Annotated in this window: 10 protein-coding genes; 2 read left to right on the top strand and 8 right to left on the bottom strand. The window is 62.4% G+C overall.

Going from position 1 to position 15110, the window contains the following annotated elements; translation table 11 throughout:
* Position 1: 1 nt before the first annotated feature.
* The 7 genes from AC1RMX_RS20765 to AC1RMX_RS20735 form a co-directional block, all read right to left on the bottom strand.
* A complete protein-coding gene (locus AC1RMX_RS20765) occupies positions 2 to 2716 on the bottom strand; it encodes a nitrate reductase (RefSeq protein ID WP_493072897.1) in 2715 nt (904 codons plus the stop codon).
* Positions 2716 to 3033: a nitrite reductase small subunit NirD gene (nirD, locus tag AC1RMX_RS20760; RefSeq protein WP_007951992.1), complete on the bottom strand. Its 318-nt coding sequence runs from the start codon at positions 3031 to 3033 to the stop codon at positions 2716 to 2718. The genes AC1RMX_RS20765 and nirD overlap by 1 nt, the downstream gene beginning before the upstream one ends.
* A complete protein-coding gene (nirB, locus tag AC1RMX_RS20755) occupies positions 3030 to 5483 on the bottom strand; it encodes a nitrite reductase large subunit NirB (RefSeq protein WP_493072895.1) in 2454 nt (817 codons plus the stop codon). The genes nirD and nirB overlap by 4 nt, the downstream gene beginning before the upstream one ends.
* A gap of 309 nt (positions 5484 to 5792) precedes the next feature.
* The gene (locus tag AC1RMX_RS20750) at positions 5793 to 7463 is read right to left on the bottom strand and encodes a bifunctional protein-serine/threonine kinase/phosphatase (RefSeq protein ID WP_493072893.1); all 1671 of its coding nucleotides are present in this window, start codon (positions 7461 to 7463) and stop codon (positions 5793 to 5795) included.
* 7 nt (positions 7464 to 7470) lie between these two features.
* A complete protein-coding gene (locus AC1RMX_RS20745; RefSeq protein WP_096822513.1) occupies positions 7471 to 8682 on the bottom strand; it encodes a nitrate/nitrite transporter in 1212 nt (403 codons plus the stop codon).
* Positions 8683 to 8902: 220 nt separating this feature from the next.
* Positions 8903 to 9478, bottom strand: a complete 576-nt coding sequence (locus AC1RMX_RS20740; protein WP_007916390.1) for an ANTAR domain-containing response regulator — start codon at positions 9476 to 9478, stop codon at positions 8903 to 8905.
* Positions 9479 to 9493: 15 nt separating this feature from the next.
* Positions 9494 to 10705, bottom strand: coding sequence for a CmpA/NrtA family ABC transporter substrate-binding protein (locus tag AC1RMX_RS20735; RefSeq protein WP_493072891.1), 1212 nt, complete (start codon positions 10703 to 10705; stop codon positions 9494 to 9496).
* A 228-nt stretch (positions 10706 to 10933) separates the two neighbouring features.
* Between AC1RMX_RS20735 and AC1RMX_RS20730 the strand changes: the two genes are divergently transcribed.
* The gene (locus AC1RMX_RS20730; protein ID WP_192560172.1) at positions 10934 to 11953 is read left to right on the top strand and encodes a quinone-dependent dihydroorotate dehydrogenase; all 1020 of its coding nucleotides are present in this window, start codon (positions 10934 to 10936) and stop codon (positions 11951 to 11953) included.
* Positions 11954 to 12092: 139 nt separating this feature from the next.
* Here the strand turns inward: AC1RMX_RS20730 and rmf are convergent, their stop codons facing one another.
* Positions 12093 to 12308: a ribosome modulation factor gene (gene rmf, locus AC1RMX_RS20725; protein WP_003223300.1), complete on the bottom strand. Its 216-nt coding sequence runs from the start codon at positions 12306 to 12308 to the stop codon at positions 12093 to 12095.
* Between the two features lie 530 nt (positions 12309 to 12838).
* On the opposite strand from rmf, the gene rlmKL reads away from it, so the two are divergent.
* A complete protein-coding gene (gene rlmKL / locus AC1RMX_RS20720; protein WP_493072890.1) occupies positions 12839 to 15109 on the top strand; it encodes a bifunctional 23S rRNA (guanine(2069)-N(7))-methyltransferase RlmK/23S rRNA (guanine(2445)-N(2))-methyltransferase RlmL in 2271 nt (756 codons plus the stop codon).
* Position 15110 lies beyond the last annotated feature (1 nt).

Here is a 15110-nt window from a genome sequence, read left to right as displayed (position 1 = left end):
TTCAGATGACGGCGACCGGCCGCGCTTCGGCGGCCAGCAAACGCTTGATTTCCGGGACGCAGGAACCGCATTGCGTGCCGCAGCCCAGTGTGTTTTTCAAACCCTGCAAATCCAGACCTTCTCGAATGCCGGCGCAGACCGCGCTGTGGCTGACGTTTTTGCAATTGCACAGGGTCTTGTCAGCAACGCTCTGCACACCGGCATTACCCGGCGGCGCACTCATCGGCGCCAGCAGCCAGCGCCGCAGTTGTTCGTCTGCGCGGCCCTCCAGCCACAAGCCTTGCAGCCAATGCTGGGCGAGGGTTTCGCCAGCGAGGCGGATGGCCGTGATTCGCCCGTTCTCGATGCGTACCCGTTTGCCGATGGCCCGGCGTGGATCGTCATAGGCCAGTACCGGACCGTCGATCAGGGCCAGGCACTGGTCGATTTCGCGCAGCAACTGCGGCTCGGGTGCGGCGGCGCTGGCAGCGCGTATCAGCAGCGCCGGACGCTCGCGACCGACGAGGCTGAGGCTGGCGTAGGAAAACGCCTCACACAGCGGTCGAAGCGCCTCAAAGTGCCGTTGAACATCGCCCTCGATCAGTGCGAAAAGCTGCCAGGGCAGATTCACCGGTTCCAGACGTACCCCGCTGTGCTTGAGTTCCGGTTGCTTCGACAAGGGATCGAAGGCGGGCAGGGTCAGGCAGTTCACGCCGCCCTTGAGAAAGCGATCGCCCCAGTGCATCGGCAAAAAGGCCTGGCCCGGACGCACACTGTCATCGCTGCCGACCGCCACGATCACCGCGCCCCGGCGGCTCTTCAGACTCACCAGATCCCCCGGCTGCAAACGGTGCCGACGCAATTCGTCCGGGTGCAGGCTCAGCACAGCTTCGCTGACATGCCCGAACAACTGCGCCGCCGTGCCAGTGCGGCTCATACCGTGCCATTGATCACGCAGGCGACCGGTGATCAGGGTCAGTGGAAAACGCGCGTCCCGTTGCTCTTTTGCAGCGCGATAGGGATCGGCAACAAACTGCGCGCGACCGCTGGCCGTAGGAAATATGCCGTCGCAGTACAGTCGCGGAGTGCCTTGTCGGGCGCCCTCAGGAAACGGCCATTGCTGCGGGCCAATTTCATCGATCAACTCGTGGCTGATGCCGGACACGTCCAGATCGCGGCCACGGGTCAGCGCTTTGAATTCATCGAACAACTGCGCGGGGCGGTCAAACGCAAACAGGCTCGGCTGTTGTGGGCGCAGGCGTTTCTCCAGGCGTTGTGCGAAATCCACCGTGATCACCCAGTCCGATCGTGCTTCACCGGGTGCGACTATGGCTTTGCGCACGTGGGAAATCCGCCGTTCGGAGTTGGTCACCGAACCTTCCTTCTCGCCCCAACTGGCCGCCGGCAGCAGCAGATCGGCAAACGCTGCGGTTTCGGTGGTGCGAAACGCCTCTTGCAACACCACGAACGGACAAGCCTCCAGCGCAGCCCGCACAGCATTCTGGTCCGGCATCGATTGCGCCGGGTTGGTGCAGGCAATCCACAGCGCCTTGATCTTGCCGCTGCGCACGTGTTCAAACAGTTCGATGGCACTGAGCCCGGTGTTTTCCGGCAGCGAATCTACGCCCCAATACGCCGCCACTTCTGCGCGGTGCTCCGGATTGGCAGCCTCACGATGACCGGGCAACAGGTTGGAGAGGCTGCCGGTTTCCCGCCCGCCCATGGCATTCGGCTGACCGGTCAGAGAGAAAGGTCCTGCACCCGGCCGACCAATTTGCCCGGTGGCCAGGTGCAGATTGATCAGCGCGCTGTTCTTCGCGCTGCCAGCGGTGGACTGGTTCAGGCCCATGCACCACAGCGACAGAAAACTCGGTGCGGTGCCGACCCATTCGGCGCATTGCTGCAACTGCTCGACACTGATCCCGCACAACTGCGAAACCATCGCCGGGGTGTAATCGCGCACCAGACTTTTCAGCTCCGCGAGGCCTTCGGTGTGGGCCTTGATGAAGTCACGGTCGATCCAGTCTTCCCACAGCAACAGATGCAAAATCCCATGGAACAAAGCGACATCGGTGCCCGGCAGAATTGCCAGATGCAAGTCGGCGAGGTCGCAAGTGTCGGTGCGCCGAGGGTCGATGACGATGACTTTCATCTGCGGGCGACGGGATTTGGCTTCTTCGAGGCGACGAAACAGTACCGGATGGGCGTAGGCCATGTTGCTGCCGACGATCATCACGCAATCGCTCAGTTCCAGGTCTTCATAGCTGCACGGTGGTGCGTCGGCGCCGAGGCTGCGCTTGTAGCCGACCACTGCCGAAGACATGCAAAGCCGCGAGTTGCTGTCGATGTTATTGGTGCCGACCAGCGCCCGCGCCAGTTTGTTGAAGGCGTAGTAGTCCTCGGTCAGCAACTGCCCGGAGATGTAGAACGCCACGCTGTCCGGGCCATGTTCGGCGATGGTTTCGGCGAATACGTTGGCGGCGTGCTCCAGCGCGGTGTCCCAGTCGCAACGACTGCGCGCCAAACCTTTGCCCAAGCGCAGTTCCGGATACAGCGCGCGCGCTGCCAGATCACCGGTCAGGTGCAGGGTCGAGCCTTTGCTGCACAGTTTGCCGAAGTTGGCCGGGTGCGCCGGATCACCGCTGACGCCGAGAATGCGCTCGCCGTCATGCTCGATCAGCACGCCGCAGCCGACCCCGCAATAGCAGCAGGTCGAGGCGGTCGTCTGGCGGTTCATCAGACGGCGTCCCGCAAGGCCAGTTGCACGCGGCCGTTTTCGACCCGGGCCGGGTGATGGTGCGCGCAGCCGACGTCCGGCGCCTGGGCTTCACCGGATTGCAGGTCGATCTGCCAGTTGTGCAGCGGGCAGGCCACGCGCTTGCCGTAGATCAGACCTTGGGACAACGGGCCACCCTTGTGCGGGCAGCGGTCATCGAGTGCGAAAACCTCATCGTCACTTGTGCGAAAGATCGCGATGTCACCTTTGGGCCCGGCAATGATCCGCGAACCGAGGGCATTGATCTCTTCCAGGGCACAGATATCGAGCCAGTTCATGCCGGCACCTCCAGGTTTTTCACGGGGATCACGTCAAATTCTTTCTTCAGTTGCGGCTGGGCGAGGCGCTCTTTCCACGGGTCCTGTTCGAATGACAGGGAAAATTGCAGGCGTTCGTTCAGGGCCTTGCGGCGCTCGGGGTCTTCCAGCACGGCTTTCTTGATGTGCTCCATGCCGACCCGTTGCAGGTAGTGCACGGTGCGTTCGAGGTAGAAGGCTTCTTCGCGGTACAGCTGCAGGAACGCTCCGTTGTATTCGCGCACTTCCTCGGCGGTCTTGAGCTTGACGAAGAACTCGGCGACTTCGGTCTTGATCCCGCCGTTGCCACCGATGTACATCTCCCAGCCGGAGTCGACACCGATGATTCCTACGTCCTTGATCCCTGCTTCCGAGCAGTTGCGCGGGCATCCGGAGACCGCCAGCTTCACTTTGTGCGGCGACCACATGTTGAACAGGTCATGTTCGAGGTCGATGCCCAACTGGGTCGAATTCTGCGTGCCGAAGCGGCAGAACTCGCTGCCGACGCAGGTTTTCACGGTGCGGATGGATTTGCCGTAGGCGTGGCCGGACGGCATGTCGAGGTCTTTCCAGACCCCCGGCAAGTCCTGCTTCTTGATCCCCAGCAAGTCGATGCGCTGGCCGCCGGTGACCTTGACCATTGGCACCTGATATTTGTCCGCCACGTCGGCGATTCGCCGCAGTTCCGACGGGTTGGTCACGCCGCCCCACATCCGTGGCACCACCGAGTAGGTTCCGTCCTTCTGAATGTTGGCGTGGGCCCGCTCGTTGATCAGGCGCGACTGCGGATCGTCCTTGGCTTCGCCGGGCCAGGTGGAAATCAGGTAGTAGTTGAGGGCGGGGCGGCAAGTGGCGCAGCCATTCGGGGTGCGCCAATTGAGGTAGCTCATGGTGCCGGCGATGGTCAGCAGGTGCTGCTCGCGAATGGCTTGACGGATCTGGCCGTGATTGAGGTCGCTGCAGCCGCAGATGGCTTTTTCGCTTTTCGGTTTGACATCCGCCGCGCCGCCGACGGTGTTGATCAGGATCTGCTCGACCAGACCGGCGCAGGAGCCGCAGGAACTGGCCGCCTTGGTGTGTTTCTTCACTTCGTCGACGCTGAACAGGCCGTGTTCCTGAATCGCCTTGACGATGGTGCCCTTGCACACGCCGTTGCAGCCGCAGACTTCGGCGTTGTCGGCCATGCTCATGGCTTTGTCCTGGCCCTGATGTCCTACGTCGCCGAGGGCGTTTTCACCAAACATCAGATGATCGCGGATCTCGCCGATGGCGTGATTCTCACGAATTTGTCGGAAATACCAACCGCCATCTGCCGTATCGCCGTACAGACAGGCGCCGACCAGCACGTCATCCTTGATCACCAGTTTTTTGTACACCCCGCCGATCGGGTCGGAGAGGGTGATGGTCTCGGTGCCTTCGCCGCCCATGAAATCGCCAGCGGAAAACAGGTCGATGCCGGTGACTTTCAATTTGGTCGAAGTCACCGAGCCCTGATAACGGGCGAAACCCAGTTGCGCCAGGTGGTTGGCGCAGACCTTGGCCTGTTCGAACAGCGGCGCCACCAGACCGTAGGCAATGCCACGGTGGCTGGCGCATTCGCCGATGGCATAGATGCGCGGGTCGTAGGTTTGCAGGGTGTCGTTGACCAGAATCCCGCGATTGCACGGGATGCCGGCCTTTTCTGCCAGTTCGGTATTGGGGCGGATGCCGGCGGCCATCACCACCAGATCGGCGGGGATGATGTCGCCGTTCTTGAATTGCACCGAGCCGACGCGACCGTTGCCGGCGTCGTGCAGGGCCTGGGTCTGTTCGCACAGGCGAAAGTACAGGCCACGGGATTCGAGGGCGGTTTGCAGGAGCTGGCCGCTGGTCTTGTCCAGTTGCCGCTCCAGCAGCCATTCACCGAGGTGCACCACGGTGACGTGCATGCCGCGCAGCATCAGGCCGTTGGCCGCTTCGAGGCCGAGCAGGCCGCCGCCGATCACCACGGCGTGCTTGTGGGTCTTGGCGGTGTCGATCATGGCCTGGGTGTCGGCGATGTCGCGGTAACCGATCACGCCCTGCAAGGTATTGCCGGGGATTGGCAGGATGAACGGGGTCGAGCCGGTGGCGATCAGCAGGCGATCGTATTCGGCCTCGGTGCCGTCTTCGGCGATCACCCGGCGCTTGACCCGGTCGATCTCCACCACTTTGCGGTTGAGCAGCAGTTTGATGTTGTTTTGCAGATACCAGTCGAGATCGTTGAGCACGATCTCTTCGAACGTCTGTTCGCCGGCCAGCACCGGCGACAGCAGGATGCGGTTGTAGTTGGTGTGCGGTTCGGCGCCGAAGACCGTGATGTCGTACAGCTCGTTGCTCAGCTTGAGCAATTCTTCCAGGGTACGGACCCCGGCCATGCCATTGCCGATCATCACCAGTTTGAGTTTTTTCATCAGGTTCTCCGCAAGCTTCGGGTTTGCCTCTTGTGGGCAGTCAGGCCTTGCTCGACAAAAATGGCGCAAACAAAAAAGGCGTCCCGCCAGTTACCTAGCGAGGACGCCTTTGTCCTTGTCCCGTTCTCTCGGGAAGCCTGGCCTTCGTCGTTGAAGGTCGGGCTTTATGTCAGTTGAAAACGTTAATGCAGTGGTTGTGCCAAGTCGCGGTGAGCCGCGAATTCACTGGGGTAGTGCTGGAATTGGCCAGATGTTCATTGTGGTTTTTGCACTGAATGGAAGCGGCACGCCCGTTAATGGAGCGCTGGATTAGCCATGAAACAACAGAAACATCAGCACCAGATTGCCCAGCAGCGCCAGCAGCGCCAAGGTTCGCCAGACCTTCAGCGGTTCCCGTTCGAGCAAGGGGCGAGGGCGTACATTCAGGCTGCGGCGTTCACCCTGTTCCAGCGTCAGCAGCCATTCTTCGGCGGTTTCATAACGTTGCAGAGGATCGGCCGAGACGCCACGTTCCAGACACTGCGCCAGCCATTCCGGCAGATCCGGTCGATAACGCGCTGCACTTACCGGCACCCCGAAACGCGGACGCTGGAAGGCTTCGATCTCCCCGTAGGGAAAATGCCCGGTAAGCAGGAAATACAACGTCACGCCCACCGCATACAGATCCTGACGAGCCTCGGGCGCATCACCCCGAAAGGACTCCGGAGCGATGAAGCTCGGGGTTCCCGGTAGCGTCGACGGTGTGTCCTGCGAAAGACCGGGGCAATACGCCAGACCGAAATCCAGCAAGCGCAATTCGCCGTCATCCCCCAACAGCAGGTTCTCCGGCTTGATGTCGCGGTGCAGAATCTGCCGCCGATGCAGCAAACCGACGGCCCGCAAAAGACGTTCGGCCACATCCTGCCACTGAGCCAGTGGCAGCGGACCGCTTTGCTCGAACAGACGCGCCAGTGTGATCCCCGAATATTCACGCATCACGTAGTACAAATGCTGACGCTGACTGGCGCTATGGACTTCAGGGAAATGTCGCCCGGCCACGCGTTTGAGAAACCATTCTTCCGCCAGTAAGGCCTGACCTGCGTGGGCATCGTCCGCCAGCCGTGTGGGCAAGGTTTTCAACAGCCACGCCTGGCCTTGGCTATCGAGGACGCGATACAGCAACGATTGCTGGCTCTGGCCGACGATGCCTTGCACCTGCCAGCCTTCGAAGGTCTGGCCCGGTTTGAGCACCGGGGGCAGCGGCCATTGCTGCAACTGGATCAGCGCATCGCCGATGCTCGCTTCCCCCACGGCATCCACCCGCACCAGCAAGGCACTGGCGTTGTCCTGGCTGCCGGCCAGATGCGCGGCGTTGACCAGTGTTTGTGCCGCACTGTGCAGATCCGGTTGATCACGCAGGATCCCGGCGATGGTCGTGTCGCCGAGCGCGGCCCAGACACCGTCGCTGAGCAGCACGAAGCTTTCGCCTTCACGCAGTTCGCCGTCGAGAAAATCCAGCACCAGATGCTGGTCCAGGCCTAGTGCGCGTTTGAGCACGTGCTGCATGCCCGGTTGCTCCCAGACGTGATCCTCGGTGATCCGCTGCAGGGTGTCGGCGTGCCAGCGATAGGCCCGGCAATCCCCCACATGCGCCAGCGTGAAGCGTCTGCCGCGCAGGACCAGTGCACTGACGGTGGTGAGCAACGGCTGGCCGCCGCCATTGGCCTGCAACCAGCGGTTTTGCGCGAGCAACAGGCGATCCAGCGCCTGAGCCACGCTCCAGGTCTGCGGGGTGGCGTAGTAGTCCAGCGCCAGCGCCTGCAAGGTCGAGCGCGCAGCCAGACCGCCATCGGCGCACTGGCTGACGCCGTCGGCGATGGCGAACAGAAACCCTTTGCTGGCGGCCAGCGCCGGGGCCGGCGTGACCAGTCGCAGGGCGTCCTGATTCTCCGCGCGTGGTCCGGTGGCGCTGGCTTCAGCGAAGCTCAGTTGCAGGGCCATGCAGGCCTCAGACCCGGGCAGCGGTCACGGCCGCCGAGCCCCAGGTGGTTCTCCAGCGACGCTTGACCCCGTGCAGGCCGAACCACGCCAACACGCCAAGACTGGCGAACAACCACAGCGCCAGTTGATAGCTGCCAGTGCTCTGCTTGATCGCGCCCATACCGGCCGCCAAGGCAAAACCGCCGATGCCGCCGGCCATGCCGATCAGCCCGGTCATCACGCCGATCTCCCGGCGAAAGCGTTGTGGCACCAGTTGGAACACCGCCCCGTTACCGGCGCCGAGACCGAGCATGGTGCAGACGAACAGTGCCAGTGCCGCGTAGGAACTCGGCAGGTTGAAGCCGACCGCTGCGATACAAACTGCGGCCACCGTGTACATCGCCAACAGCGTGCGAATTCCACCGAAACGGTCAGCCAGCGCGCCACCCAGCGGCCGCATCAGGCTGCCGCCGAACACGCAGGCGGCGGTGTAGTAACCGGCGGTGACCGGGCTCAAACCGTATTGATCGTTGAAGTAGCCGGGCAGGGCGCTGGCCAGGCCGATGAAGCCGCCGAAGGTGACGCTGTAGAAAAACATGAACCACCAACTGTCGCGGTCGCCCAAGGCCTTGAAATAGTCGGCCATGGACTTGGCTTTTGGTCGCTCCGGCGCGTTTTTCGCCAGCCACGCAAACAGCACCAGCGTCAGGATCAGCGGAATCAGGGCGAAACCGAACACGTTGCTCCAGCCGAACGACGCGGCCAGTACCGGGGCGATCAACGCAGCGAACACGGTGCCGGAGTTACCGGCGCCGGCGATGCCCATCGCCTTGCCCTGATGCTGCGGCGGATACCACTGCGAGGCCAGCGGCAGCGCCACGGCGAACGAAGCGCCGGCCATGCCGAGGAACAGGCCAAGCAGCAGGGCCTGTTCGTAACTGTGAATGCCGAGTTTCCAGGCGCCGAACAGCGCGCAGATCACGATCACTTGACCGATCAGACCGGCGGTTTTCGGCGACAGGCGATCGGCAAGCATGCCCATCGCAAAGCGCAGTACCGCACCAGCGAGAATCGGCGTGGCCACCACGAGGCCGCGTTGTTGGGTGGTCAGGTGCAGGTCGGCGGCGATCTGCACCGCCAGTGGGCCGAGCAGGTACCAGACCATGAAGCTCAGGTCGAAATACAGGAAGGCCGCGAACAGGGTCGGGGTGTGGCCGGATTTCCAGAAGCTTTTATTCATCGCGCACCTCAGCGGTAGAGAATCTCGAGAAGGAGTCAGAACCAGCACAGTGGAGCGCCGCCACGGCCGCACCACCGGCCCCGGTCAATGGGGCCAAAACGCAAAAACGCCGCTACCCGGATCGCCGAAAGGGGCGAGGAAGGTGAGCGACGTCTTTGTCGTGGGTGGGGCAACCGCCGTTGGTTACCTGTAGGGATTGCTTAGCGAGATCTGTGCCAGCTCAGCCGAGCAGCTCGCTCATGGCGATGATCTGCTCCGCGACCTGGATCAGTTTCTGCTGGCGGCTCATGGCCTGGCGGCGCATCAGGGTGTAGGCCTCTTCTTCATTGCAGTCCTTCATTTTCATCAACAGACCCTTGGCCAGTTCGATGCGTTTGCGCTCGGCCAGTTGCTGGTCGCGAGCCTGAAGCTGGGCGCGCAAGGCCTGATCGCTTTCGAAGCGGGCCATGGCCACGTCGAGTATCGGCTGCAGGCGTTGTGCGTGAATGCCTTCGACGATGTAGGCACTGACCCCGGACTTGATCGCCTGACGCATCACACCGGGGTCATGCTCGTCGGTGAACATCACGATCGGCCGTGGCTGGTCGCGACTGACCAGCACCACTTGCTCCATCACATCGCGGCTCGGTGACTCGGTATCGATCAGGATCACGTCCGGGCGCACCGTTTCGACGCGTGCGGGCAGGTCGATGGTCAGGCCGGACTCGTCGATCACCTCGAAACCAGCCTCGGTCAGCGCAGCTTTCAGGCGCCCGACTTTTTTCGCGGTGTCGTTGATCAGCAGAATGCGCAACATGTTCGCGGTCTCCTGTCAGCGACGGGCGAGAAGAGGGGCGTTGTTGCTCAACGCATGCAGCTTGAAACTCTGCGCGTAAGCGGCCGGGTCGCTGCCGTCCCAGACCTTGCCGTCGATCAACTGGCTGCTGCGCATGTCCTCGGTGCCGACCGGCACATCGACAGCGCTGGCCGCGTCGCGGTACAGCGCCAGTTGCTGCACCTGACGGGCGACAGCGAGGTAGTCCGGGTCGTCGCGCAGCAACCCCCAGCGGCGGAACTGGGTCATGAACCACATGCCGTCCGACAGGTACGGCAGGTTCACCGCGCCATCGCCGTGAAAGCGCAGGGCGTGCGGGTCCTGCCAGCGATTGCCCAGACCGTCGTCGTAATCGCCGAGAAAACGCGGTTCGATGCAGGAAACCGGGGCGTCCAGATACTCGGCGGCGCTGAGCAGCTGCGCGGTGCTGCGGCGGTTTTCCGGGCTCTCTTCGATGAAACGGCTGGCTTCGAGGATCGCCATCACCAGTGCGCGGGCGGTGTTGGGGTATTGCTCGACGAAGGCGCGGGTGCAGCCGAGGACTTTTTCCGGGTGGTCGGGCCAGATGGTCTGGCTGGTCACCAGTGTGAAGCCGAGATTCTGCTGCACCGCGCTGGCCGCCCAAGGCTCGCCCACGCAGAAACCGTCGATGCGACCGGCTTGCAGGTGCGCGACCATTTGCGGCGGCGGTACGACCACGCTGTCGACATCCTGCAACGGATGGATGCCCTGACTGGCGAGCCAGTAATAAAGCCACATGGCGTGGGTGCCGGTGGGGAAGGTCTGGGCAAAGGTCAGCCTTGCGCGGGTTTGGTGCACGTGGCGGTCCAGCGCCTCAGGACCGGTCACGCCCAGGCTCTGCAAACCGTGGGACAGGTTGAGGCTCTGGCCGTTCTGGTTCAGACCCATCAGCACCGCCATGTCGGTCGGCGCAACGCCGCCGATGCCCAAGTGCACCGCGTAGATCAGACCGTACAGACTGTGGGCGGCATCGAGCTCGCCGCTGACCAGATTGTCGCGCAGGTTGGCCCAGGAACTCTGGCGCTTGAGGTTCAGGGTCAGGCCGTAAGGCTGCGCAAAGCCCTGCGTAGCGGCGACCACCACCGAAGCGCAGTCGCTCAGGGCCATGAAGCCGAGGTTGATCGCGCTTTTTTCCGGGGCATCGCTGCCGTTGACCCAGGCCAGTGGCCCGACGGAGGTTTGAGTCATGAAAAGCCATCCTCAAAAAAAACGTCGTCACGGACTTTGTCGAGGCAAAACCCGGTGACGACGCCATTGTCCTTGCCTGCCTGCCTGCCGTCATTGGCCTGCGGGCTGATGCAGGGGAAGGTGCAAGGCATATGCCAGTGCAGGGGATTTGCGTGTGCGCCTCGCGCGGCGGGGTGATGCCCGGCTATAATCGCCGCCTCTTTTCGCCGCCTCGAGTCATAGCCGCCCATGTACACCCTGGCCCGTCAGCTGTTGTTCAAACTTTCCCCGGAAACCTCCCACGATCTGTCGCTGGATCTGATCGGCGCGGGCGGGCGTTTGGGCCTCAACGGCTTGCTGTGCAAGGCGCCGGCGTCGCTGCCGGTGAACGTCATGGGCCTGGACTTCCCGAACCCTGTGGGTCTCGCGGCCGGTCTGGACAAGAACGGCGCGGCCATCGACGGCTTCGCGCAGCTGGGTTTCGGTTTTGTCGAAATTGGCACCGTGACTCCGCGCCCACAGCCGGGCAACCCGAAACCACGGATTTTCCGCCTGCCGGAAGCCGAGGCGATCATCAACCGCATGGGTTTCAACAACCTCGGTGTGGATAACCTGCTGGCGCGGGTCGCGGCGGCCAAATACAAAGGCGTGCTGGGGATCAATATCGGCAAGAACTTCGACACCCCGGTCGAGCGTGCGGTCGATGACTACCTGATCTGCCTGGACAAGGTTTACGCCCACGCCAGCTACATCACGGTCAACGTCAGTTCGCCGAACACCCCGGGCCTGCGCAGCCTGCAATTCGGCGATTCGCTCAAGCAATTGCTGGCGGACCTGGCCACGCGCCGCGCCGAACTGGCCCTGCGCCACGGTAAACATGTACCGCTGGCGATCAAGATCGCGCCGGACATGACCGACGAAGAAACCGCACAAGTCGCGCAAGCACTGATCGAAACCGGGATGGACGCGGTGATCGCCACCAACACCACCCTCAGCCGCGTGGGCGTCGAAGGCATGGAACACGGTGACGAGGCGGGCGGTCTGTCCGGCGCGCCGGTTCGCGAGAAGAGCACCCACACGGTCAAAGTGCTGGCGTCCGAGCTGGGTGGCAAACTGCCGATCATCGCGGCGGGCGGTATCACCGAAGGCAAGCATGCGGCCGAGAAGATCGCTGCCGGCGCGAGCCTGGTGCAGATCTACTCCGGCTTCATCTATAAGGGCCCGGCGCTGATCCGCGAATCCGTGGACGCCATCGCCGCCAAGCGCTGATTGGCAGATATAAAAAGGCAGGCATAAAAAAGGGCTCCTCGAAGGAGCCCCTGGGCCGTAGCCCGCCGTCCGGGAAGGACGTGCATGGTGATCAGGGTGTTGCGAAATCAGATTGTCGTGTCGGAATAAGTGCCCTGTGTCAGCCGACGGCGTGAAGTTCGTTGAGTCTGTGGATTCCCGCAGTGCCGGTCATACCGTCCCAGTTGTCGCCGCGTCCTTCTCGCCAGCCGTTGATCCAGGCTTGACGTACCGACGGTAGAGTAAATGGGCAAAGCTCACGGGATTTGCCACCAACGCCATATTGATATCCGCGCAAAAATGCTCTTTCCAACGGATCACGCTTAAGTCTTCTCATAGGGTGTTTCCCTCACTTGTTGACTGTTTTTGTCGCGTCGACCTCAATTGAGGTCTGGCAGAAAAACTCTGCCGTTGGCGGCTCGCTGCCAGCGTGGCGAGCCAAGGTGTTGACGCCGTTGCGACGTCAACCTGTGTCCAGTTCTAACCAATGAGTCACATCGAGGGAATGACCGTTTTGTCATAAGGACGTAACGAAAAGGATGCTATGGCGATAAGTAACGCCAGGTTTCATGAATGTTTATTCACCAAACCCCGGTATGATCGGCCCTGCACTGTATGACAGGTTTAATTCCTTAGTGAGAATGACCCACGTTTACCGTCGGGTACTTTTCGACGAAGGGTTGCTTTGAGTCATTTTGTTGCATCAACTTTTTTATCTGTCCCGGCATCTAAGCTCTTTTAACCCGAGCAGCGGGGATGGAACGGCACACCTTCGTGCCACGCGGGCGCTCTTGTAGAAAAGCGCCTGATTGAAAACCGGATCGGCAATGCGTTGCCGGTTCATTAGCCAAAGGCTCTGGAAAAACCATGTCCGACCGTTTCGAACTCTTCCTCACTTGCCCCAAAGGCCTTGAAGGCCTGCTCATCGAGGAAGCCGTCGGGCTTGGCCTTGAAGAAGCCCGCGAGCACACCTCCGCCGTGCGTGGCATGGCGACCATGGAAACCGCCTATCGCCTGTGCCTCTGGTCGCGTCTGGCCAACCGCGTGTTGCTGGTGCTCAAGCGCTTCCCGATGAAAGACGCCGAAGACCTGTACCACGGCGTGCTCGACGTCGAGTGGCAGGACCACATGCTGGCCGACGGCACCCTGGCCGTTGAGTTCAGCGGCCACGGCTCGGGCATCGACAACACCCACTTCGGCGCCTTGAAGGTCAAGGACGCCATCGTCGACAAACTGCGCACCCCGCAGGGCGACCGTCCAAGCATCGACAAGCTCAACCCGGATCTGCGCATTCACCTGCGTCTGGATCGCGGCGAAGCGATCCTGTCCCTCGACCTCTCCGGCCACAGCCTGCACCAGCGCGGCTACCGTTTGCAGCAGGGCGCTGCGCCGCTGAAGGAAAACCTCGCGGCGGCGATCCTGATCCGTTCCGGCTGGCCGCGCATTGCCGCCGAAGGTGGCGCGCTGGCTGACCCGATGTGCGGTGTCGGCACGTTCCTGGTCGAAGCCGGCATGATCGCCGCCGACATGGCGCCGAACCTGCGTCGCGAGCAGTGGGGCTTTACCGCCTGGCTCGGTCACGTACCGGCGCTGTGGAAGAAACTGCATGAAGAAGCCGTCGAGCGTGCTGCTGCCGGTCTGGCCAAGCCACCGCTGTGGATTCGTGGTTATGAAGCCGACCCACGGCTGATCCAGCCGGGCCGCAACAACGTCGAGCGCGCCGGTCTGAGCGAATGGATCAAGATCTATCAGGGCGAAGTCGCGACGTTCGAACCGCGCCCGGACCAGAACCAGAAAGGTCTGGTGATCTGCAACCCGCCGTACGGCGAGCGTCTGGGTGACGAAGCCAGCCTGTTGTACCTCTACCAGAACCTCGGCGAGCGTCTGCGTCAGGCCTGCCTGAACTGGGAAGCGGCGGTGTTCACCGGCGCGCCGGACCTGGGCAAGCGCATGGGCATCCGCAGCCACAAACAGTATTCGTTCTGGAACGGCGCGCTGCCGTGCAAGCTGCTGTTGATCAAAGTGCTGCCGGATCAGTTCGTCACCGGCGAGCGTCGCACCCCGGAGCAGCGCCAGGCCGAGCGCGAGCAAGCCGCTTACGATCAGACGCCGGACGAGCCGCAAGAACGCAAGTACAACAAGAACGGTAACCCGATCAAACCGACGCCGGCCCCGGCTCCGGTGATCGAGCAGCCGCGCCTGAGCGAAGGCGGGCAGATGTTTGCCAACCGCCTGCAGAAGAACCTCAAGGCGATGGGCAAGTGGGTCAAGCGCGAAGGCATCGACTGCTACCGCGTCTACGATGCGGACATGCCGGAATACGCCATGGCCATCGACCTGTACCACGACTGGGTGCACGTTCAGGAATATGCCGCGCCTAAATCGATCGACCCGGAAAAGGCCTCGATCCGCATGTTCGACGCCCTGGCTGCCATCCCGCAGGCGCTGAACATCGACAAGAGCCGCGTGGTGGTCAAGCGCCGCGAGCGTCAGAGCGGCACCAAGCAGTACGAACGTCAGGCGGCTCAGGGCAAATTCAACGAAGTCACCGAAGGCGGCGTGAAGCTGCTGGTGAACCTCACCGACTACCTCGACACCGGGTTGTTCCTCGATCACCGGCCAATGCGCATGCGGATCCAGAAAGAGGCGGCCGGCAAGCGCTTCCTCAACCTGTTCTGCTACACCGCGACCGCCAGTGTGCACGCCGCCAAGGGCGGCGCGCGCAGCACCACCAGCGTCGACCTGTCGAAAACCTACCTCGACTGGGCACGCCGCAACCTGTCGCTCAACGGCTTCTCCGACAAGAACCGTCTGGAGCAGGGCGATGTGATGGCGTGGCTGGAAAGCAGCCGGGAAGAGTACGACCTGATCTTCATCGACCCGCCGACTTTCTCCAACTCCAAGCGCATGGAAGGGATCTTCGACGTGCAGCGTGACCAGGTGCAGTTGATCGACCTGGCCATGGCCCGACTGGCAGCGGGCGGGGTGTTGTACTTCTCCAACAACTTCCGCAAGTTCCAGCTGGAAGACAACCTGGCCGAGCGTTATGCGGTCGAGGAAATCACCGCCAGCACCATCGATCCGGATTTCGCCCGCAACGGCAAGATCCACCGCGCCTGGAAAATCACGGCCCGTTGAC

The organism is Pseudomonas sp. GW822-FHT03F04, assembly GCF_058801405.1.
This window is presented reverse-complemented; position numbering and strand designations above follow the sequence as displayed.

Coding starts and splice junctions, on each gene's coding strand:
- AC1RMX_RS20745 (WP_096822513.1), bottom strand. CDS start 8,682: ATGAATAAAAGCTTCTGGAAATCCGGCCACACCCCGACCCTGTTCGCG.
- AC1RMX_RS20750 (WP_493072893.1), bottom strand. CDS start 7,463: ATGGCCCTGCAACTGAGCTTCGCTGAAGCCAGCGCCACCGGACCACGC.
- AC1RMX_RS20730 (WP_192560172.1), top strand. CDS start 10,934: ATGTACACCCTGGCCCGTCAGCTGTTGTTCAAACTTTCCCCGGAAACC.
- rlmKL (WP_493072890.1), top strand. CDS start 12,839: ATGTCCGACCGTTTCGAACTCTTCCTCACTTGCCCCAAAGGCCTTGAA.
- rmf (WP_003223300.1), bottom strand. CDS start 12,308: ATGAGAAGACTTAAGCGTGATCCGTTGGAAAGAGCATTTTTGCGCGGA.
- nirB (WP_493072895.1), bottom strand. CDS start 5,483: ATGAAAAAACTCAAACTGGTGATGATCGGCAATGGCATGGCCGGGGTC.
- nirD (WP_007951992.1), bottom strand. CDS start 3,033: ATGAACTGGCTCGATATCTGTGCCCTGGAAGAGATCAATGCCCTCGGT.
- AC1RMX_RS20740 (WP_007916390.1), bottom strand. CDS start 9,478: ATGTTGCGCATTCTGCTGATCAACGACACCGCGAAAAAAGTCGGGCGC.
- AC1RMX_RS20735 (WP_493072891.1), bottom strand. CDS start 10,705: ATGACTCAAACCTCCGTCGGGCCACTGGCCTGGGTCAACGGCAGCGAT.
- AC1RMX_RS20765 (WP_493072897.1), bottom strand. CDS start 2,716: ATGAACCGCCAGACGACCGCCTCGACCTGCTGCTATTGCGGGGTCGGC.